The organism is Mycobacterium sp. 050272, from assembly GCF_039023525.1.
Lineage (GTDB): Bacteria > Actinomycetota > Actinomycetes > Mycobacteriales > Mycobacteriaceae > Mycobacterium.
On the sequence record NZ_JBCHKV010000025.1, the window covers coordinates 28,274 to 48,876 of the forward strand.

Below are 20,603 nucleotides of genomic sequence, written 5' to 3' on the forward strand. Positions count from 1 at the left end.
GGTCCCAGGAAATCAACCCTCCCGGGACAAGCGCGTCTGGGCAATGAACTGCAGCTGCTTGCACCGCACTCCCGTCCCGCGCACAGCGCTCGATGACCTGATAGACGATCCGGCCCACGCGGACGGGGCAGGACGGTGGGGATCGCGATGTTCTCGTGCATCGTCAGCGCCATGCGCCCACCCGACAACAATCCGTGGCACCCGCACGATAAGTTTGCAGTTCCTGCTGCGACCGGCCACCGTTGCGATCACCGCGAGTCGAAAACCCGGCTTCGTCCACCCGCCCCGCGCCGCCCTACACACCCACGAGGTTCGCAACCACAAGCAACACGGATGCACATCCTGCAGGCTTCAACAATTGTCGTGCCGCGGGCCTACGGAGCGCATGATGCGGTCGGGCTGGTGTCGACGTTCACCTGTCGGCAGGGCGCACTGGCGGCGAGCTGAATTCGACTCGATCGCGGGCTGCTCACCGATCACCGCCGTCACGCCTGCGTGGGGTTGCGCCGGTAGGCACGGAGGTGCCCGAGCGCCATGTTCATGGCGAGTTCGACAGGGCGTGCGCTGCGCATGGTCTGTGCCATCAGCAGTCCGCCTTGCAGCGCACTCATCATCGTCAACGCGAGCTCGGCCGGGTCGGCCTCGGCGGCGAGTTCGCCGTTGTCGCGCATGGCAAGAAAGCCCGCGGACAGATACGACTCCCATTCGGCAAAGCACTGCGCGAGTACGTGCCGTGCCGAGTCGGACCGGTCGGCGAGTTCACCCACCAGCGAGCCAAGGGGGCAGCCTCCGACACCTTGGCGCGCGCGGGTCATGGCCACGAGGTGATCACACCAGCGCTGCAGACCCTCCCACGACGAGACGGCGGCCAGGTTGGGCTCCTGGGCGGCGATGACGCGGCCTAGCTGTGTCGTGATCACCTCGCGAATGAGCGCGTCCTTGTTGGCGAAGTAGTGATACAGCTGCGACTTGCTCGTACCGGTGGCTGCCATGACGTCGTCCAGGCTGGTGCCGGCCACCCCGTGCTGCTGCACAAGCGACGCCGCCGCCGCGACGATGCGGGTTTTGGTCGCCGCGCCGCGAGCCGTCAGCCGCGAACTTGAAGGGCCTTGCCTTGCAGCCATATTCGCAACCTACCGTCATTGGACTTGCCAGTCCACTTTTGCATCACCATGATGGACCGGGTAGTCCACTCACCCTCGGAAGGATGCCGATGACCCGACTCGAATATGGTCAGCCGTTCCCCGCGCTCGATGTTCCCGCCGTCGGCGGCGGCACGATCTCACTGCCGGGCGATCTCGCCGGGTCCTACGCGGTCATCTTGATCTACCGGGGATCCTGGTGCCCGTACTGCAACGCACAGCTCGCTGCGTTCTCACGCGCGCTCGACACGCTCATTGGACTCAACGTCAAGGTGGTCGCCTTGTCTGTCGACGACGAGGAGACCTCGGCTGCGCTGGTCGCCAAGCACAAGTTGCGTTTCCGGGTTGGCCATAGCGCTGACGCGGACAAGATCGCTACCGCGACGGGCGCGTACGTCAACGACGATCCGCATTTCCTACAATCGACCGGCTTCGTGCTGGCACCCGACGGGACGGTGCGGCTCGCGGTGTACTCGAGCGGAGCCATCGGGCGGCTGGTGGCCGACGATGTGGTCGGCTTCATCCGGTACCTGTCCGAGCACCCGGAAGCGCGATGAGCGCCACCGCACGGTGCGGCTCTACTTGCCGGACGGGAAGGATGCAGCCGACCCGCCCGCTGCCAGCCGCCTCTTCCCCGTCCAAACGGCGCGGGCGGTGAGGATGTCGATCCTGATCCCGGCCAGCATCCGGGTGCTTACTGATGGACCGAACTACGCGCACCTGTCCACACTTTCGGCCAGCGGCCATCCCCGCAATTCGGTGGTATGGGTCGCCCGCGAGGACGACAACGTCCTGATCTGCACCCATGCCGACGCCCCCAAGGCCAAGGACATGCGCCGCGACCCGCGCATCGGCCTGTCGATCACCGCGATCGACGGCCCTTACCGGATGGTCGCCCTACAGGGGCAGGGTCATCGCCGTCCGCTACGACGCCGTCTGCCGCTACATGGACCCGATTTCGATCACGGACACCGGCGTCGCCCTCCCTAGCTGTTCACCCACAACCCAGGCCACGCGCCATAGACACCGAGACCGCTGGGAAAGAGGAGACCCTGAACGCGGTCGGCCACGCGCGTGGCCTTCCGGCTCACCCAACAAAGCGCCGGCCCACCGTCTGTCCCGGGCAACCAGGCCAGCGACTGCTGGCAGTGAGCCGAAGGGCGACGGCGCGCATCTGCCCGCCTAACGATCGCCTAACGACAAGCCGTCTACGAATAGAGAACGAGGTCATCATGGCCCACAAGGCGAAAGCCAAAGCACCATCCAACCGCGTCACCGTCGGTGAGCAGTTTCCCACCCTGTTACTCGCGGGGCTCAACGACGAACCAGTTCAGATTCCCGATCCCGCGGGTGGCCTGACGCACCTGCAGTTCCGGCGTTTCGCAGGTTGCCCGGTATGCAATCTGCACCTGCGCTCAATCAGCGGACGAATCCATGAGATCAACACGGCAGGCATCCGCGAAGTGGTGGTGTTTCACTCCACCCCCGCCGAGTTGCGCAAGTACCAGGACGACATGCCCTTTCCGGTGATCGGCGACCCGCAGAAGGATCTCTACCGTCGCTTCGGGGTGGAAGCTTCGATGAAAGCCCTCAAGCTCGCGGCCTGGCGCGCGTTGCCCGGCGGGTATTGGCACGCCATCAGGAGCGCGATCACCAGACGCCGCTCACCGCTGCCGGTCTCGCCGACCAACGGCAACCTCGGCCTGCCCGCTGATCTGCTCATCGCGCCCGATGGAAGGGTACTGGCCGCCAAATACGGCAGCCACGCCTACGACCAATGGACGGTGGACGAGTTGCTCGCCACGGCACGCCAACACTGATCGTCATCAAACAACTCCCCGCGGCGCACGCTGGAATTCGCCCACACCCCAAAGGAAACGCGATGAGCACCCCGACCGACGCTTTGTCTCGATTCAGCGTGACGCGCACCACGGCTGCGCTGTGGCGCGTCGCCTTCGACAACCCGCCCATCAACCTCGTCGATCCGACAATGGTCGTGGAACTTCACCAACTCCTGACCGAAATCGAACAAGACCGCCAGGTTGCCGTCATCGTGTTCGAAAGCACCAATCCCGACTTCTTCCTCGCCCACGTCGACGTCGCCGCCGACCCCTCACCACTCACGGCGCTGCCCACCGCGCCCTCGCCGTTTCACCACTGGACCAATCTGCTGATCCGGCTCAGCAAGTTGCCCGCCGTGACGATCAGCGCCATCCGCGGCCGCGCGCGTGCCGCCGGAAGCGAGCTAGCGCTGGCCACCGACATCCGCTTCGCCAGCCGCGAACGGGCGATCCTTGGACAATTCGAAGTCGGCTTCGCCACCATCCCAGGCGGTGGCCCATCCAGCCGGCTACCCACGATAGTCGGCCGCGGACGCGCCCTGGAAATCCTCCTCGGCGGCCACGATTTCAACGGCGAGCTCGCCGAGCGCTACGGATACGTCAACAGGGCCATCCCCGATGCCGAATTCGACGCATTCGTCGACGCATTCGCACATCGGGTATCACGCTTCGACCTGCTCGCCCTCGCCGACATCAAACAGTTCGTGAACAACGCGTCACTACCCGCCGACGCGACCCCTGCTCGCCGAAATGGACGCACTCGTCGAGGCCTTTGCGCGCCCCGCCGCCGCGTCGATCATCGCCCAAGCACTCAAAGACGGCTTCCAACAGCCCGGCCCACTCGAGCTCACACTCGGCGACTACATCAGCGACGTGCGCGCCGCGCCGGGCACATCACCTACCCGCTAAGCGGCGCTCCAAACGGATCGGCGATGCCCTCGCGTGAAGCCACTAGTCTAGTGACCTGTTGCTTCGATGCATCACTATCATCAGCGAACAAGAAACCGTCGTTGACGCTCGCTTTCCCGCCGCTATCGGTAAGGGCCCGTTGGAGCCGGCATGGTCGGTTAGCAACCTCGTCAGCGAATGCTTCGATCGGATGCTCGACACAACTCCGCAAACCCGACGAGACGTCCAATCCGTGTGTTCCAGCACTTACAACATGTGCACCATCTCGGGCGCCGACGAACGATCTGGCGTTGCGATTCCCTTCGTGACAGCGGTCTTCGACACAATGGCAGCGGGATTTGGAGCACAAGTCGGTCACGACGGTGTTGACAACCGCGGCGTCCTGACGATTCCTCAGGGGCGCGCACCCGACATTGGAATGGGTGAACACCTATACCCGATCCTCTCTGTATGGCGCAGAGAGGAGCCCTATTCGGGAGTCTCCAGTCGACACCGAGGCGACGTCGCAGCGTCGGTCTGTCTGATCAGTCACGGCACGTCCGCTCCCGTCGCTGTGGGATTTGCCGGCGGCGACAGAGCAATCAACCAGAACGTCGGACTGGCGGGAGGCTATCCTCGATCATCGCAACTTGACCTCATTGCACGAGGCGCGAATGCACTAAGTGCGCTGTCATCCGCCCGGCGATATCACGGACCTCGACGCTACTATCGGGATCGCACCGGTTCACGGTGGCGGCGCGTTCCCCATGGTTGAGAACGGCTGACTCAGCAACGGGGACAGGCCAGTGCCGCTGTCCTCAATTCCGCTGACGCACTTTATCTCTCATGTCAGGGAGGAGGTAGGTACGGAGACCCGCTGCGACCCCGTCGCGGGTCCGTAACGACCTCGTCGAACTCGTGGTTTCACGCGAGACCGCCGATGCCATCTGCGGCATTGTCATCGACGACGCGGGAGGCCTCGTCCTGACCGCGACAGCTGACCGCCGCGCGGGACTGCGTGCGGCGTCGCTGCCGGATCCACAGTCGGGGAAGTACGAATCCCACATCAGCGAAGGGCAACTGATCGACGATAACCTCGCGGTTACAGTCGCCGAGTCCGAGCAGGTCGTGAGCTGCGTGCATTGCGGCCGCACTCACGGACGCGTTGGCGATGACATTCGGCAAGTGGCTCTCTCAAGTCAGCGCAACACCGAGTCAGGCATGACCGCGCGTCAACGCCGACCCGTCGGCCTACATCGACAAAAGGAGCCGTGACGAGGGGCTATGTGACGGCGAGGCCGCCGTCCACGGCGAGAACTTGACCGGTGACCCAGTCCGAACCGGGATCGGTCAGCTTGATGATCCAGGCTGCGACGTCGTCGGGGACGCCGCGCCGCCTCAACGGAATGGTTGCCGTCTCCTGGGCTTTGACTTCCTTTATCGCGTCCTCGCTGAGTCCCATCCTCTCTTTGAGAAATGCCGTTTCGACAGGTCCCGATGCGATCGCGTTCACCCGGATGCCGCTGGAGGCCAGTTCGAGCGCCCAGCAGCGCGTGAGATGCTCGACCGCAGCTTTACTTGCCGCATAGTGAGACAAGCCGGCAGCAGGTTTCGACCCATATGTACTGGACACATTGATGATGCTGCCGTGTGATCTGGCCAGATGCGGCAGGGCCGCCTTAGCCATGAGAGTAGGGCCGATCACGTTGACTCGGAATGTGTTGATTACTGCTTCGATCGAAACGTCGGCGAGCGGGGCTAGCACGCCCGCTCCGGCGTTGTTCACGATGACGTCGAGGCGCCCCCATCGCGCAATCGCGAAATCGATGGTCCGATAAGCGTCGTCAGTGTCGCCAGCATCGGCGACGAGCCCCACGATGGCCGGGCTTTCGCGTGCGATGTCGTCGAGTCTGTCCTGTCGGCGGCCGGTGATCAGAACGTTGGCCCCCTGGGCGGCGAACAGTTTGGCAGCGGCGAGACCGATGCCGGCGGCGCCACCCGTGATGATCACAGTCTTCTCAGAGAATTTCGGCAAAATACCTTCCCATACTTTCGAAAGTGCAAGTCCCACAACAGACCTAGCGCTGACCCCATGGTCGCGACCCGCGGTCGCCGAGGTGATGAATGATTCAGTGACTGCAACATTCTCGCCAGGGGTCGGCACATGCCTAACCGACCATCGGTTCCCCCATTCCGCGCCCTTGACGGATCACGCATTAAGTCGAGCATCCATGCTCGAGATGTCTTATCGAGATTGAGTTCCCCGGGTTGGGAAGCATCCTGGCGATGGGTTGTGCCGATGGACAGACCGCCGACCGGCACCACCACCGCGCGGGTCGGTACAGATCGGAAAAGCCACCCCGGCAGTGGCCAAAACCGCGATCCGTCCGTGTTCTTGCATTCCTGATCGGTCATTGAGGTGGTGGCTGATAGTCGACCCCTGAGTTGCGCAGCCTCCAGATGTGGGCCGGACAGAGGATGCCCACAGCGTTGGAGACGACATAGTTGGCGGCCTGCTCGTCGTTGGGTATGACATCGGCCTTCACGTCAGCCATGACCCTGACATAGGGCCTGCCCCGAGAGACCTTGTCGCAGATGCCATAGCCGTAGCCGATCGCATCATCGCTCGGGAATTCGAAGTGGCGTCGCACGTTGACGTCGTACGTGTACTCCACTTCGGGCGCGGGGACGGCCTGCGCTGGCGATGCGTGCACAATCGCGCCGATCGCCGTGGCGACGATGGACGCACCGATGGCGCCTCTATTGCATTGCCTCATCGGCGCCACTCTCCTGGCTGGTGATGTGCGAATTCATGAGGCTCGTTGCTAACGGCGTGCGAGCTTGCGCCGTTAGCGACGACATTTCGGTGAAAGTCGTTGTCGCGTAGCCAGTGTGCAAGTCCTGTGTGCTCAATGCGGGCTGTACGTGCTTGCGACGGCGTCCACACGGTTCCGTGTCGGACCCGTCGCGGGCGTTTCTCGAAAGGCCCCTGGCCAGCAGTCGGTTGAGGTTCGGGCGGTCGTGGTTGTTCGGGCACGCGTGAGCGCGCCATTAAGACGTGGAAGGCTGGTTCAGGGTCGCTACCGCGGTAGCCCGCTAGTCGATCCCACAACGGTGCGCGAAGTTCCTCGGGTAGCTCGACCCGACGCGCAGCAAGTATGCGCAGAAGCTCGTCGATCGCTTCGACTTGATCCCCGACCCCGATTTGTAGGCAGATCGATGTGTGCGCCTCAGGTGAGAGCACGGCCTTCGCCGCATCCACCAATGACCACGCCAGCGTCGCCTCTTCCGCTCTATTCATCGATCCCCCCTTTCTAGTTGGTGGCGGGGATTGAGACGGTCGCCGCCTGGTCAATGGAGCGGTGGCGGCCGGCGGTGGCGGTTTCGAGGTCGTCGCCGATGGCTTCCTGCGCGGCGGGTGGCAGCGTGTGCAGGATCTCGCGCACGCGGCTCTCCGGCCATCGTCGAGTCGTCCTTCTCCTCGGACATCCCGATCGGCCCGATGCGGCGGCCGTTGAGGAACTGCTTGACCACCGGCTCGTCACTGGTCAGCAGCACCTCGCGCGGGCCGAACATGACCAAGTGCTTGCGGAACAGCATGCCCATGTTGTCGGGCACGGTACGGGCGATGTTGATGTTGTGCGTGACGATCAGGATCGTGCAGTCGATCTGGGCGTTGATGTCGATCAGTAGCTGCGACAGATACGCGGTACGCACCGGATCCAGACCGGAGTCGGGCTCGTCGCACAGGATGATCTGCGGGTCCAGCACCAGCGAGCGGGCCAGCCCGGCGCGCTTGCGCATACCGCCGGAGATCTCACCGGGGAACTTGTTCTCATCCCCGCCCAAGCCGACGAGTTCAAGCTTCTCCATGACGATGTTGCGGATCTCGCTTTCCTTCTTCTTGGTGTGCTCACGCAAGGGGAAAGCGGTGTTGTCATACAGGCTCATCACGCCGAACAGCGTGCGGATCTCGTAGAGCTCCTTGGCTGAGCACTCGATGATGTTGGTGCTGTCGACGACGATTTCGCCGCGCTCGGGGCGCAGCAGACCGATCAGGGACTTCAGGAACACCGACTTGCCGGTACCTGACGGGCCCAGCAGAACACTGACTTCGCCGGCCGGCAGATCGAACGTGTCATTTCCCCAAATTCGCTGGGATCCAAACGACTTCGTAAGCCCCTCAACCGAAATACCAATACCCACCCGAGATCCCTTCGTGCATGGTGCCTATCGTCTACGGCCTCACCGTCAATTGCTGCGTGTGCTCACCCTGAGTCACCTGGCGAGGCCGACGGTGTTGCCGATCCAGTTCCGGAGCGATCGGTATGAACCGGCACAAGAACGTCGCTGCCAACGAACACGGACTATCGGTGTCGGCGCGTGCCGTAGGCGGCGCCGCGCATGTGAGAATCGTGGCGAGCGCATCTGCGGTAGTAGCGGCCAGAGTTCGTCCACGCCGGAGTACTTGGGCCGCCCGGTTGCGATCGATCGTCATCGGATGGTAGCGGTCATGTCGGGGGCCATGGCTGCCAGCTGGGGAGCCCAGCTGTTCCAGTCGTGTTGCCCACCCCGGGCAATGTCAAAGTGCCCGTTGCGTCCGCCTGCGCTGCGGTAGTGGTTATAGAAGGATCGATTCGAGCCCTGCACCTGATCGCAATGGCCGATCATCGCCGTCGGATCACTGCATGTCAGAGTGGATGAGCTGTAGACCCACAACCGGGTGTCATTGTCGACAAGCAGCGGTACGTGCACGTCAGGGTCATGCCACTTCCAACGACCCAACTGCGCGGCCCCCCACATGGCCTGGGTGTTCACCCCACCGAATTCCGCCATACCCGCGGTGATCGCCCCGTTGAAGGTAGTCGCCGAGGGCGTCAAGAATCCCGATATCGACCCGGCGTAACGGTATCGGTCTGGATGAAACTCGGCCATCATCAACGCACCGGTGCCGCCCTGAGCCGCGCCGACGATGGCGTGGCCGCCGGGGGCCAAACCCTTGTTGGCAGTTAACCAATCAGGTAGCTCCTGGGATAAGAACGTCTCCCATTGGCGACCACCGTCCGCTTCCCAGTCGGTGTAAAAGCTGTAGGCCCCCCCAGCCGGGGCCACCACTGAGACCCCCTTACCGGCCAAGGTGTTCATGGCATGACCCGCACCCACCCAGTTACTTACGTCGGGTGCGGCGTCGAAAGCATCGAGCAACATCACCGCATGCGGGCCGCCACCCTGAAAGGCGACTGGAATGTCGCGACCCATCGCTGCCGAAGGCACCTGCAGAAACTCCACCGCAGCGGCCCTGGCTTGCACCGCTGACCACAGACACAATGCCGACACGACCACCAAACCAACACGCAACCATTGAATGCCAATCCTCACCTACGACTCCCCAGTCGCGGTCGATGCATTACACCGGCGGGGACGGCGGTGCCGGATAAACCCCGCGCAGTGCCCAGGGCAGCCGATTGAATTGAATACGTACTCGATCTCATCGCTGGCGTCGTAGCCAGGATTCGGATCCACCAATCGCTCCAATCGTCGTCTCGGTGGCTAAGTCGTATCAATGGTCACCGTCGCGGCAGTTATTGGTAGTCGAATCAGGTCGACTTCGCATAACCGCGCGGCGCACGGTGCGATCGAAGCGGATCACCGACCACTTGCCGATTCGAGCAAACGCGCAGTTTTCTTGCTGCGCAGAGGCTTTGATACCGCCGACATCGAAAATCGGCCTGTTCTCGACCGTATGCAAACCTATCCTGGTCATCATCTGGTCGCTACTCATCGACGCGTGGCTCGCTGGTGGTTGACATGCCATTGACAGCGGCTCCTTCCTGTCGGGGCCGTTACTTTTTCTCCAGGGGTTTGCGGTCACCCCCGCGGTCGAAGCGACAACATGCTCGCTTGCAGACCGTGTTTGGCGGCAACGGCGGCGCCATCGTCACGAATGCAGACGTAAGACCGACTGGAACGACCCTACGGTCGCGGACGTGGCTGACTCTAGCCACACGTCGAACGACCATTGGCCAAATTCCGAAGGCGCACGCCTGGCCCCGTTGGGCTCCCAAACAGGTGCGGGCGTCGTGGCCCCAGGCGGTGAGCAAATCCGGATTGAACAGTTCGGCCGGACCGCGAGCACAATCGTGATACGTCGCATTCATGTTGCTGCCCGAGCTCCGACCACCAAATGGCGCACCTCAAGTCGCCGCCGTCATCGATGCCCCCGTTGTCACCGGCGGGTTGGGTATGGTGGCCAAAATATCGCCGGGCTCATTGCGCGTGGCGTAGTTCGGATGCACGTCGATCTACAGCACTACCGAGCCGCCATCGACGATCGCCACCGTAGGCATCGGCAGTGCCATCGGCGTTCCTCGCTGCAAGATCAAGCCCAGCTGCTTCTGCGCGGCCTGCGCTTCATCGCTGGCGCGGCGATGATGCCCGGCGCAGCTGCGATGCGATTGCCCGGATCGGACAGGACCGTGAAGGTCAGCTCGTTGGCCTCATGTGTCGACAGCGAACCGCCGGGATTTGCGGGCTGATCGCCAACAGCTTGACACCAGGAGTTCGGAGCGCCGGGACCACATGCCGCTGGCAGGTCCGCAGCGCGATGTTGCAGTACGGGCACCGTGCTGAGCGCCGCTGCACCGAACTCCTGCCGCAAGAGGCGCGGATTGCCGAGCCCGCTAGGTGAAGGACGAGCGTCGACAGTCCTCTGCCGCTGAGAGACCGGTTACCCAAGGATCGGGATCCTGCCGACTGCAACCTTCATGTAGCCGATCGGGCGTGAACCCGAAATAGTTGCCTTAGTCGGCAACACCACCGAGTACAGCGCCAGCAGCGCTCTGCCGCAATTGGTTTCGTCACGCCGCAATCTCAGCGCATGGCTTCCACGCAGACGAGCCATCTCAGACAACGCCATCAGGTGACGAAATGAACAGCCTCCTGGCGCCGGTTCCGTCGCCAGAGGCGGTGCGCTTGTAGGTCGGCAGTGTCGCGTACGTGTAGCGTAGCCAGACCTCGCCAGTTGTCGATTTCGCCGTGCACGTCGAGCACCTTCTGCAAAAGGCCAGGCACCCTATCGATTTCGCGCCTTGGCGCGGGTCCCGGTCACGCGGCCCGGATCCGGTCGGGGCGGGTGTAGACGTTCATCGATTCACCCCGCAGGAAGGCGACCAGGGTAAGCCCGGACTGGCTCGCGAGATCCACTGCCAGAGATGACGGTGCGGACACCGCGGCCAGCACAGGAATGCCTGCCATGACGGCCTTTTGGGTGAGTTCGAACGATGCTCGCCCGCTGACCAACAGTACGGTGTTGGCCAGTGGGATGCGGTCGGCTTCCAGCGCCCAGCCGATCACTTTGTCGACGGCGTTGTGCCGGCCGATGTCCTCGCGAGCGACGAGCATGGCCCCGTCGGCGTCGAACAGCGCTGCGCCGTGCAATCCTCCAGTGCTGGCGAAAACCTTCTGCGCGGCGCGCAGCGTCTTCGGCATGGCGGATAGGGTTTGCGCGCTCACGGTCGAGGGGTCGTCTCCGGGGCAGTGGCAGCTGCTCAGTCGCACGGCGTCCAGAGACGCCTTGCCGCACACCCCGCACGACGAAGTGGTGTAGAAGTTGCGGGTGAGGTCGACATCCGGCATCTGGACGCCAGGCGCTAATGTCACGTCGAGCACGTTGTAGGTGTTGACACCGTCATTGGTGGCGCCCCTGCAATACCGCACGGTGAGCACGTCGTCGCGGCTGGCGATAACACCTTCAGTGAGCAGAAAGCCTTGCGCCAGTTCGATATCGGAACCCGGCGTGCGCATCGTGACGGTGACCGCAGTGCCGTTGACCCGGATCTCCAGCGGCTCCTCGACGACCAGGGTCTCCGGCCGCTTGACCGCCTTGCCGGCGGTGACGTGGCTAGCCGGGCGACGGGTCGTCACCCGTCCCATACTGAGCCCTTCCGCGGTTCCAGCCGGATGAGCACCGCCTTGGAAACAGGGGTGTTCGACTTGGCCGCGACATGGTCCAGCGCAACCAGCGGGTTGGTCTCCGGATAGTAGGCGGCGGCGTTACCCACGGGGGTCGGATATGCCACGATCAAGAAGTCCTCAGCCCGCCGTTCTTGTAGCCGGCCGTCACGGTCGGTGTACTCCGAGATAAGGTCGACCCGCTGGTTTTCGGTGAAACCCATCGTGGTGATGTCGTCAGGATTGACGAACACCACGCGGCGACCGCCCCGCACGCCGCGATACCGATCGTCGAGACCATAGATCGTCGTGTTGTACTGGTCATGGCTGCGCAGCGTCTGCAACACCAGACGACCCGGCGGCACCGCAACCCATTCAAGCGGCTCGATCGAGAAGTTGGCTTTGCCTGTCTGAGTAGGGAATTCACGTGAGTCGCGCGGCGGGTGTGGCAGCTGGAAGCCATCAGGCGCCCTGACGCGCCTGTTGTAGTCGGCACACCCGGGAACCACGGCGGCAATGGCATCCCGCACCCGCTCGTAGCTTTCGATGAACCGCTCCCACGGCACCGGGTGATCGGGCCCGAGCAACGTGCGGGCAAGTTGGCACACGATAGCGACCTCGCTGCGCAGCGCATCGCTGGGCGGCTTCAGACCGCCGCGGGAAAGGTGAACCATCGACATGGAGTCCTCGACGGACACCACCTGCCTGCCGCCGCTCTGCAGGTCACGATCTGTTCGCCCGAGCGTCGGCAGGATCAGCGCTATCGCTCCGTGAACCAGGTGGCTGCGATTGAGTTTGGTCGAGACCTGCACTGTGAGAGCACAGTTGCGCAGGGCGGCCTCGGTGACCGGGGTGTCCGGCGTCGCGGACACGAAGTTGCCGCCCATCCCGACGAACACGGATGCGCGGCCGTCGCGCATGGCGCGGATGGCCTCTACAGTGTCGTGGCCGGGCTTACGGGGCGTACTGATGCCGAAATGTTCGTCGAGTGCGGACAAGAACGTTTCGGGCATCTTCTCCCAGATCCCCATCGTGCGGTCGCCCTGGACGTTGGAATGTCCGCGAACCGGGCAGACGCCGGCACCCGGTTTGCCGATCATTCCTCGAACCAACAACAGATTAGTGGCCTCGCCGATCGTTGCCACAGCGTGTCGTTGTTGAGTCAGTCCCATCGCCCAGCAGAGCACAGTACGTTTCGACGCGATCAGCATCTGCGCGACCCGGTTCAGTTGCGCGAGATCAATCCCCGTCGCCGCCACGACTGTATCGAGATCGACTGCGCGGGTTTGTTGCTCGTAGTCGGCGAAGCCCGAGCAGTGCGCCTCGACGAATCCGCGGTCGACCACGGTCCCTGGCGTCCGATCCTCGGCCTCCAGCAGCAAGCGTCCCAGCCCTGCGAAGAGCGCCATGTCACCCCCGATGCGAATCTGCACGAACTCGTCGGCGATCGGCACGCCGCGTCCGACCACACCGTTGATCTTCTGCGGGTCTTTGAAGCGGATCAGACCCGCCTCGGGCAGGGGGTTGACGGCGATGACCTTGGCGCCGTTGGCTTTGGCCTTCTCCAGGATCGACAGCATCCGTGGATGATTCGTGCCCGGATTCTGGCCGGCGATGATGATCAGGTCGGACACGATGAGGTCTTCGACGGTGACCGAGCCCTTCCCGATGCCGATCGACTCGGTCAACGCGGAGCCCGAGGACTCGTGGCACATGTTGGAGCAGTCCGGCAGGTTGTTGGTGCCGAAGCTGCGCACCAGCAGCTGGTACAGAAACGCCGCCTCATTGCTAGTGCGGCCCGACGTGTAGAACAAGGCCTCATCGGGACTGTCCAGGGCGTTGAGATGCTCGGCGATCAGCCGGTACGCGTCGTCCCATTCGATGGGCACATAGTGGTCGTCGCCTTCGCGCAGCACCATCGGGTGGGTCAGACGCCCCTGTTGGGAGAGCCAGTACTCCGATTTGGCCGCCAACGCTGAGACCGAGTGACGAGCGAAGAACTCGGGCGTCACCACCCTCTTCGTCGCCTCTTCGGCGACTGCCTTGGCGCCATTCTCGCAGAACTCTGCGACCTTGCGCCCGCCGTGCTCCTCCGGCCACGCGCAACCCGGGCAGTCGAACCCGTGCCGCTGGTTGAGCCTGCGCAGCGCCGCGGCGGTGCGCGCGGGCCCCATCTGCGTCAGTGCCCGATCCATCGACACCACGACCGCTTTGACGCCCGCTGCCTCATGCTCGGGCGCGCTCACGTGCACACTGTGTTCATCGAACGTAGCGTCGATGTCGTCGGCGACGAGGCGACGCACATGTTTTTTGCGCACGGTTACCCTTCCAGGTTGACGAATCTTGCCGGCCTGCCTCGTCGTCTCACATCGCTACGTCTACCGATAATCGAAAAGACCGCTAAGCGCAGTGCTGGCATTTCACTGTCTCACCGGCCCCTCAGCGTTCCGGCCGCAGACAGGTTGAGGTTCAACGCACAACGTGTGCGAGGACCTCGGTGGTCTGGGGCGGCGGTGCCGTCCAGCGTAGGAGGTCGACCAACCACCCCGACGCCCGTGAGGCTGCCGCCGTGGACAGAGATTGGCGCCGACCCATGCCAAGTACAGCTCATGATCGTCCAAACAGTCGACCAGCCGCAATCAGCTGGAAGACGGCAGGTTCGGACCTCCGCGGCAGAATTCAAGACGGTACTCAAGCTAGACATCGAGTAGTCCTTTCCTACAACGGGATTGGCGGAACGGGGCTTACATGGGTAGTGCGCTACGAGGACGTGACCTATTGGCATCGGGATGCTTACTGCCCGCCTCGCCCGAACCGAGCCCAGATACGCTGCAGCGCAGCCGAAACCCGTCCCGGCCTCCGGTCCGCGGTGGGCGGCGGCCCGTCGTGATCCAGGATCCACATCGGTGCACCCCAAGCCAACGCGTGGGCCAGCGATGCCTCGATTGGGCGATTGCACTCATCGTCGTCCATAGGCGCATCTCCATTTCCCTTGTTAACCATCGCAATTCCGCGTGGCTAGAGATTGATCATGTGGCCGACGAGGCCGTGGAAGCACTCCTGCAGCGCTTCGGACATCGTCGGGTGGGTGTGGACGTTGCGCGCGAGTTCGTTGGCGGTCAGGTCCCACTTCTGCGCCAGCGTCAGCTCGGGCAGCAGCTCGGAGACGTCGTGTCCGATCAGGTGGCCGCCGAGCAGCTCGCCGTAGCGACCGTCGGCGATCAGCTTGACGAAGCCACTGGGGTCGCCGACGCCGTGCGCCTTGGCGTTCGCGGTGAACGGGAACTTGGCGACCTTGACGTCGTAGCCTTCGGCGCGGGCCTGCTCCTCGGTGAGCCCGAAGCTGGCCGCCTGGGGTTGGCAGAACGTCGCACGCGGCAGCATGCGGTAGTCACCGAGCGGCAAAGTCTCTGCGCCGCCAATGGTTTCGGCGGCGACGATACCCTGCGCTTCGGCCACGTGCGCCAACTGCAGCAGCCCGGTGACGTCACCGATGGCGTAGATGTGAGCCACGTTGGTGCGCATGTAGTCGTCGATACCGATGGCCTTGCGGTCGGTGAGCTTGACCCCGGCCGCCTCCAGCCCGTAGCCCTCGACGTTGGGCGCGAAACCGATGGCCTGCAACACTTTCGCGGCCTTGATCTCGTCGGTCTTGCCGTCCTTGCTGACGGTGACGACAACGTCACCGCCATTATCGACGATGGACTCCACCTTGGTTCCGGTCAGCACCTTCACGCCCAGCTTCTTGAACTGCTTCTCGATCTCCTTGGAGACCTCGGCGTCCTCGTTGGGTAGCGCGCGCGGCAGGAACTCGACGATCGTCACGTCGACGCCGTAGTTCGACAGCACGTAACCGAACTCCATGCCGATGGCGCCCGCGCCCGCGATCACGATCGACGACGGCAGTTCGCGCGACATGATCAGCTCTTCGTAGGTGACCACGTTTTCGGACAACGAGGTGCCCGGCACCAAGCGCGTGCTGCTGCCGGTGGCGATGATGATGTTGTCGAACGTGACGGTCTCGGTACCGCCCTCGTTGAGCTTGACCGACAGCGTGTGGTCGTCGGTGAACGTGCCGTAGCCGTGGATCTCGGTGATCTTGTTCTTCTTCATCAAGAAGTGCACACCGGCCACACGGCCCTCGGCGACCTTGCGGCTGCGATCGAACGCGACGCCGTAGTCGAACGTCGCCTCGCCGTTGATGCCGAACTGCTTGGCTTCCTTGGTGAAGATGTGGGCCAGCTCGGCGTTGCGCAGCAGCGCCTTGGACGGAATGCAGCCGACGTTGAGGCAGACACCGCCCCAATACTTCGGCTCGACGACTGCAGTGTTCAGCCCGAGCTGGGCGGCGCGAATGGCCGCGACATACCCGCCGGGGCCTGCTCCGAGAACGACGACGTCATAGTGGTCGGCCATCTAGAATTCCTCCGTTACTAGTCGGCGGTGCTGGTTCACAAGGCATCTCGGTGCGCGCCCGCCTGACCGTCGGGTCAAGATCAGAGCAGAATCTGCAGCGGGTTCTCGACGATGTCGACAAATGTGTGCATCCACTCCGCGGCGATCGATCCGTCGATGGGTCGGTGATCGACCGACAATGTGACCCGCATGATGGTCGCTATCGTGAGTTCGCCGTCTTGCACGACAGGCTCCTTGCGGGCCGCACCAACGGCCAGGATCGCCGACTGTGGCGGATTGATGATCGCGGAAAACTCCTGGGTGCCATACATTCCCAAGTTGGAGATGCAGAAGGCGCCCCCTTCGATTTCGCGTTGAGTGAGTCTGCCGAGCCGGGCGCGCTCGGCCAGATCACTCACGTCGGCGGATATGGCGCTGAGACTGCGCCGGGCGGCATCGCGCACCACTGGGGTGAGCAGGCCGCGATCGGTGGACACCGCAATCGCGATGTCGACGGCTCCGTAACGGCGAACCGCCTGGTCGGTCCACACGACATTCATCGCGGGAACGAGCGTGTGGGCACGCGCAGCGGCCTTGATGATCAAGTCATTGACTGACACCTTGGCTGCGCCGGCTCTCTGCGCGTCGGCGTTCAAATCGGACCGAAGCTGCATCAGCCTGTCGACACGACACGTACCGCGTAGGTAGAAGTGCGGGATGTCTCGCTTGCTCTGGGTCAACCTCGCGGCGATGGCGGCGCGGATCCGGGTGTGCGCAATGTCTTTGAAACGGCTGTCCCCCGCGCCCTGAGTCGCCGGCGGACTTACCTCTTCGGGTTTTTCGGGCGTTGGCACCGCAGCGGGCGAGGCGGCGTCGGTCAGCAGTGTTTCGATGTCGCGGCGGACGATGCGGCCGTTGGGTCCGGTTCCTGAGACGGAGGCCAGATCGAGGCTGGCGTCGCGGGCCAGCCGGCGCACCAGGGGAGTCGCGAAGATGCGGCCGCCGTGCGTCTGCGGCTCGGGTGCGGGCCTTGAGGCAGTCGCAGCAGTCGAGTCAGCCGCACCCGGAGTCGCCGGCGACGGCTGGGAACCGTTGGTCGGAGGCCGATCGGCGCTCGCGCCCAATTCGCGCAGTGCGCCATCGATGTCATCGACTATTTCCCCTGGTGTGCCGGTTAGCGCGATCGCCGCGCCGACCTCGACCTGCGCGCCGGAGTCCACGAGGAACCGAAGGATGACTCCGGGCTCTTCGGCCTCCACATCCACCATGGCTTTGTCGGTCTCAACGGTGGCGATCGCATCGGACTTCTTGAACGCAACGCCCTCTTCTACTTGCCATTCGGATAGCACCGCAGTCTCGGCACCGGCGGCGACGGCAGGCATCCGCAGCAATGTCGGCATGTCAGGCCTCCAGGATCTCGGTCAGCTTGGCGGCGATTTCTTCGGTCTTGGCGATGGCGGCCCGCTCGAGCACCCTGCTGATGCTCGGAGAAGCCTCACCGCCCGTCACCCGCTCGACGGGGTGGTCTAGCCAGTCGAAATACCGGCGCTGAATTTCGTCGGCCAGCCAGCCGCCATAGGAGGTGCCGCGCGCACCCTGTTCGGCGATGACCACGCGGTTGGTCTTCTTGACGCTCTCCTCGATGGTGTCCCAGTCGAGAGTGGCGCGGTCCAACCAGCGCAGGTCGATCACGTCGGCGTCGAGGTGGCCGGCATCGACCGCCTCTAGGCAGTAGTTCACCATCGCCAGGTAGGAAATGACTGTTACGGCCGAGCCGGAGCGGCGAACCGCGGCCTTGCCGACTGGCAGTACGTAGTCCAGGTCTTCGGCTGGAGCGTCACCGGTGCTGGCGTAGAGATCGACATGCTCCAGCACGACGACGGGATCTTTGCACATAAGCGCGGCGTTCATCAGGCCGACGTAGTCAAACGGCGTCGAGGGCGCCACGATGCGCCAACCCGCCGAGGTGGCGAAGATGCCGGCAGGGTCCATGGAGTGCTGCGAGCCGTAGCCGGTGCCCATGGCCACCTTGCTGCGCAGGACGACCGGTACTGGGTTGTCGCCGCCAAACATGTGGCGCGCCTTGCCAATCTGGTTGAACAGCTGGTCTGCGGCGACCCACATGAAGTCTGCGTACATGAACTCCACGATCGGCTTGTACCGCCCGTCGAGGGCGATCCCGCCGGCTAGGCCGGTGAACGCGTTCTCACTGATCGGTGTACCCAGCACGCGGTCTGCGAACTTGTCGGTCAAGCCGCGGGTTGCCCCGTTGGTGCCACCGTTGAGCCGGTGAATGTCCTCACCTAGAACCACGACAGATGGATCCTCTTCCATCCGGCGGTACAGAACCGCTGCGATGGCATCGACGAATTTGCGCTCCTCCAGAGAACCGGTGTAGGTATCGGTATCGATGAACTGAACATCGTCGAATTCGGAGAGGTCACCGCGCACCCCCACATCGCGGAAGTTGAGATCTGGCCATTCGGCCGGTTTGATCCGGCGCTGTCCGGGTTTGCCCCCTGGCAGCGGCTCGAGGATCTCCGCGGCAACATCGGTCATGATCGCCTTGGACTGTGCAGTGAAGGCCTCTACCTGGTCGCTGGTGAGGATCTTGCGCCGGATCAACTGTGAGCTGATCTGGCTGATCGGATCGCGCTCACGCCACGACCGCTCTTCGTCTTTCGAGCGATAGCCGAAGGCGCTGCCGGGGAAGGGACCGTTCTGATGGAAGTAGCGATAAGTGTCGGCTTCGATCATGGTGGGGCCCAGACCACTGCGCATGTGCTCGACGGCCTCGGTCATCGCCAAATGCACTGCCAGAACATCCATTCCGTCGACTTTCCAGCTGGGGATGTTGAAGCCCAAGCCCCGCGCCGACAGTCGCGGTTCGGCGGTGACCTCCTCGATGGTCGTGGCGACCGCGTATCGGTTGTTCTCGATGAAGAAGCAGACCGGCAGCTTCCAGGCGGCGGCCAGATTGAACGACTCCAGTGTGGAGCCGATGTTGGTGGCCCCGTCGCCGAAGTAGGTGACGGCCACCGTGTCAGAACCTGAGAAGCGGTTGGCCCATGCCTGACCGACCGCTAGCGGCACACCCCCGCCGACGATCGCGTTGGTGCCGATCGCGCCGGCTTCACGCCACTGCAGGTGCATGGATCCACCGCGGCCCCGACAGTAGCCGCGCGACAATCCGCAGATCTCCGCCAGACTGCGCAGAAGCACCGTCCGCACTTGATCAGATACCTCCGCCGTGGGGTCGATGCCCTTAGGGGCGACGTGACTCAGCGCCTTTGACAAGAACTGGTGATGCCCGCGGTGGGATCCGTTGACTGAGTCTTCATTGGTGAGTGACAAAACTGACCCGACGGCCGCCCCCTCCTGGCCGATGCTCGAGTGCGCCGGGCCGTGAACCAAGCCCTCACCGGCCAACGCGAGCACGAACTCTTCGAATGCCCTGATCAAGCTGAGCTGGCTGAACATGTTCGTCAGCAGGTCGGCGTCGGCGCCGTCCCAGTCCTTGGTCGTCGCGGTTATCTGGACCCACGGTGAGGCGGGTTGCAAGTCGGTGCGCGTGCTCATAACGGTCTCCGGTCAGTCGGCTGTCAGACACACTGTAATCAGAGATTGGATCCAAAACAACGACCATTTGATGGATTACATGCATCGATAGCTTAAGATAAGGAGATATTGGCGCCATATAGAGGAGGAGATATTGTCTGTGAACGGGCTTCCCGGTCTCCGCCGCCTTGATCACATCGGCATCACCGTGCCGGATCTGCACGAGGCCACGAAATTCTTCATCGACGTCCTGGGATGCGAGTACATGTACAGCCTCGGCCCGTTCCGTGACGACAGCGGCGACTGGATGCGCGTGCACCTCAACGTCGATCCCCGCGCGGTGATGCAACAGCTGCATTTCTTCCGGTGTGGGGACCAGGCGGTCTTCGAGGTGTTCGAATACGACGCGGTCGACCAAAGCTCCAAGCCACCGCGCAACAGCGACGTCGGCGGACACCACGTCGCGCTCTACGTTGATGACCTCGATGCCGCGGTGAGCTTCCTGCGCGAACGCGGCGTCGAAGTGCTCGGCGAACCCACCGCCAGCAAGGGCCCAAGCGCGGGTCAGCGCTGGGTCTATTTCCTTGCACCCTGGGGCATGCAATTCGAGCTGGTGTCCTACCCCGGCGGCAAAGCATTCGATCGCTGGCCACAGTCGGCTACGGGCGGATAGGCCACCGATCATTTGGGTGCGGACCGCTTTCCGAATCCGTTGCATAGCAGGCCGATTCGGTGCACCCAGCACAGTGTTGGCTCCGTGGCGGGATGCAGCCAGTGTGGGGGCCGGCGGATACCGCTACACGATGTGGCGCAGCGGCAGGGCCCGCAG

Annotated in this window: 15 protein-coding genes and 1 pseudogene; 5 read left to right on the forward strand and 11 right to left on the reverse strand. The window is 63.5% G+C overall.

Annotated features, from left to right (window positions below; all coding sequences use genetic code 11):
• Window positions 1-485: 485 nt before the first annotated feature.
• Entirely contained in the window at window positions 486-1,124 is a 639-nt protein-coding gene (locus AAHS21_RS29360; protein WP_342930895.1) for a TetR family transcriptional regulator, read from the reverse strand.
• An 89-nt stretch (window positions 1,125-1,213) separates the two neighbouring features.
• Here AAHS21_RS29360 and AAHS21_RS29365 point away from each other — a divergent pair, with 89 nt between their 5' ends.
• The 4 genes from AAHS21_RS29365 to AAHS21_RS29380 all read left to right on the forward strand — a co-directional run bounded on the left by AAHS21_RS29365 (window position 1,214) and on the right by AAHS21_RS29380 (window position 4,200).
• Window positions 1,214-1,699: a peroxiredoxin family protein gene (locus AAHS21_RS29365; RefSeq protein ID WP_342930896.1), complete on the forward strand. Its 486-nt coding sequence runs from the start codon at window positions 1,214-1,216 to the stop codon at window positions 1,697-1,699.
• A 103-nt stretch (window positions 1,700-1,802) separates the two neighbouring features.
• Complete coding sequence (locus AAHS21_RS29370; RefSeq protein ID WP_342930919.1) at window positions 1,803-2,132, forward strand: pyridoxamine 5'-phosphate oxidase family protein; 330 nt, start codon at window positions 1,803-1,805, stop codon at window positions 2,130-2,132.
• A 242-nt stretch (window positions 2,133-2,374) separates the two neighbouring features.
• Entirely contained in the window at window positions 2,375-2,962 is a 588-nt protein-coding gene (locus AAHS21_RS29375) for a peroxiredoxin-like family protein (protein WP_342930897.1), read from the forward strand.
• A gap of 62 nt (window positions 2,963-3,024) precedes the next feature.
• On the forward strand, window positions 3,025-4,200 hold the full coding sequence (locus AAHS21_RS29380) for an enoyl-CoA hydratase/isomerase family protein (RefSeq protein WP_342930898.1): 1,176 nt from the start codon (window positions 3,025-3,027) through the stop codon (window positions 4,198-4,200).
• Between the two features lie 953 nt (window positions 4,201-5,153).
• On the opposite strand, the gene AAHS21_RS29385 is transcribed toward AAHS21_RS29380, so the two are convergent.
• The 10 genes and pseudogenes from AAHS21_RS29385 to AAHS21_RS29430 form a co-directional block, all read right to left on the reverse strand.
• A complete protein-coding gene (locus AAHS21_RS29385) occupies window positions 5,154-5,942 on the reverse strand; it encodes an SDR family oxidoreductase (RefSeq protein WP_342930899.1) in 789 nt (262 codons plus the stop codon).
• Between the two features lie 340 nt (window positions 5,943-6,282).
• Window positions 6,283-6,648 carry a DUF732 domain-containing protein gene (locus AAHS21_RS29390; protein ID WP_342930900.1) on the reverse strand — a complete coding sequence of 122 codons (366 nt, stop codon included), beginning with the start codon at window positions 6,646-6,648 and terminating at the stop codon, window positions 6,283-6,285.
• A 537-nt stretch (window positions 6,649-7,185) separates the two neighbouring features.
• Window positions 7,186-8,077: pseudogene (locus AAHS21_RS29395) on the reverse strand (ATP-binding cassette domain-containing protein).
• A 288-nt stretch (window positions 8,078-8,365) separates the two neighbouring features.
• A complete protein-coding gene (locus tag AAHS21_RS29400; RefSeq protein ID WP_342930901.1) occupies window positions 8,366-9,250 on the reverse strand; it encodes an alpha/beta hydrolase family protein in 885 nt (294 codons plus the stop codon).
• 181 nt (window positions 9,251-9,431) lie between these two features.
• Window positions 9,432-9,653 carry a hypothetical protein gene (locus AAHS21_RS29405; protein ID WP_342930902.1) on the reverse strand — a complete coding sequence of 74 codons (222 nt, stop codon included), beginning with the start codon at window positions 9,651-9,653 and terminating at the stop codon, window positions 9,432-9,434.
• 1,322 nt (window positions 9,654-10,975) lie between these two features.
• Window positions 10,976-11,803 (reverse strand): formate dehydrogenase accessory sulfurtransferase FdhD, encoded by an 828-nt coding sequence (gene fdhD / locus AAHS21_RS29410; protein WP_342930903.1) that lies wholly within the window; start codon window positions 11,801-11,803, stop codon window positions 10,976-10,978.
• Window positions 11,791-14,139, reverse strand: coding sequence for an FdhF/YdeP family oxidoreductase (locus AAHS21_RS29415; RefSeq protein WP_342930904.1), 2,349 nt, complete (start codon window positions 14,137-14,139; stop codon window positions 11,791-11,793). The genes fdhD and AAHS21_RS29415 overlap by 13 nt, the downstream gene beginning before the upstream one ends.
• 700 nt (window positions 14,140-14,839) lie before the next feature.
• Window positions 14,840-16,237 (reverse strand): dihydrolipoyl dehydrogenase, encoded by a 1,398-nt coding sequence (gene lpdA, locus AAHS21_RS29420; RefSeq protein ID WP_342930905.1) that lies wholly within the window; start codon window positions 16,235-16,237, stop codon window positions 14,840-14,842.
• 80 nt (window positions 16,238-16,317) lie between these two features.
• On the reverse strand, window positions 16,318-17,616 hold the full coding sequence (locus tag AAHS21_RS29425; RefSeq protein WP_342930906.1) for a 2-oxo acid dehydrogenase subunit E2: 1,299 nt from the start codon (window positions 17,614-17,616) through the stop codon (window positions 16,318-16,320).
• A 1-nt stretch (window position 17,617) separates the two neighbouring features.
• Complete coding sequence (locus AAHS21_RS29430; protein WP_342930907.1) at window positions 17,618-19,795, reverse strand: thiamine pyrophosphate-dependent enzyme; 2,178 nt, start codon at window positions 19,793-19,795, stop codon at window positions 17,618-17,620.
• 139 nt (window positions 19,796-19,934) lie between these two features.
• Between AAHS21_RS29430 and AAHS21_RS29435 the strand changes: the two genes are divergently transcribed.
• Window positions 19,935-20,447, forward strand: a complete 513-nt coding sequence (locus AAHS21_RS29435) for a VOC family protein (protein WP_342930908.1) — start codon at window positions 19,935-19,937, stop codon at window positions 20,445-20,447.
• The last annotated feature ends 156 nt before the right edge of the window (window positions 20,448-20,603 follow it).

Excerpts from the sequence above, each read along its gene's own strand:
- AAHS21_RS29390 (WP_342930900.1), bottom strand. The coding sequence starts at position 6,648 with ATGAGGCAATGCAATAGAGGCGCCATCGGTGCGTCCATCGTCGCCACG.
- lpdA (WP_342930905.1), bottom strand. The coding sequence starts at position 16,237 with ATGGCCGACCACTATGACGTCGTCGTTCTCGGAGCAGGCCCCGGCGGG.
- AAHS21_RS29365 (WP_342930896.1), top strand. The coding sequence starts at position 1,214 with ATGACCCGACTCGAATATGGTCAGCCGTTCCCCGCGCTCGATGTTCCC.
- fdhD (WP_342930903.1), bottom strand. The coding sequence starts at position 11,803 with ATGGGACGGGTGACGACCCGTCGCCCGGCTAGCCACGTCACCGCCGGC.
- AAHS21_RS29380 (WP_342930898.1), top strand. The coding sequence starts at position 3,025 with ATGAGCACCCCGACCGACGCTTTGTCTCGATTCAGCGTGACGCGCACC.
- AAHS21_RS29360 (WP_342930895.1), bottom strand. The coding sequence starts at position 1,124 with ATGGCTGCAAGGCAAGGCCCTTCAAGTTCGCGGCTGACGGCTCGCGGC.
- AAHS21_RS29425 (WP_342930906.1), bottom strand. The coding sequence starts at position 17,616 with ATGCCGACATTGCTGCGGATGCCTGCCGTCGCCGCCGGTGCCGAGACT.
- AAHS21_RS29370 (WP_342930919.1), top strand. The coding sequence starts at position 1,803 with ATGTCGATCCTGATCCCGGCCAGCATCCGGGTGCTTACTGATGGACCG.
- AAHS21_RS29375 (WP_342930897.1), top strand. The coding sequence starts at position 2,375 with ATGGCCCACAAGGCGAAAGCCAAAGCACCATCCAACCGCGTCACCGTC.
- AAHS21_RS29430 (WP_342930907.1), bottom strand. The coding sequence starts at position 19,795 with ATGAGCACGCGCACCGACTTGCAACCCGCCTCACCGTGGGTCCAGATA.
- AAHS21_RS29405 (WP_342930902.1), bottom strand. The coding sequence starts at position 9,653 with ATGAGTAGCGACCAGATGATGACCAGGATAGGTTTGCATACGGTCGAG.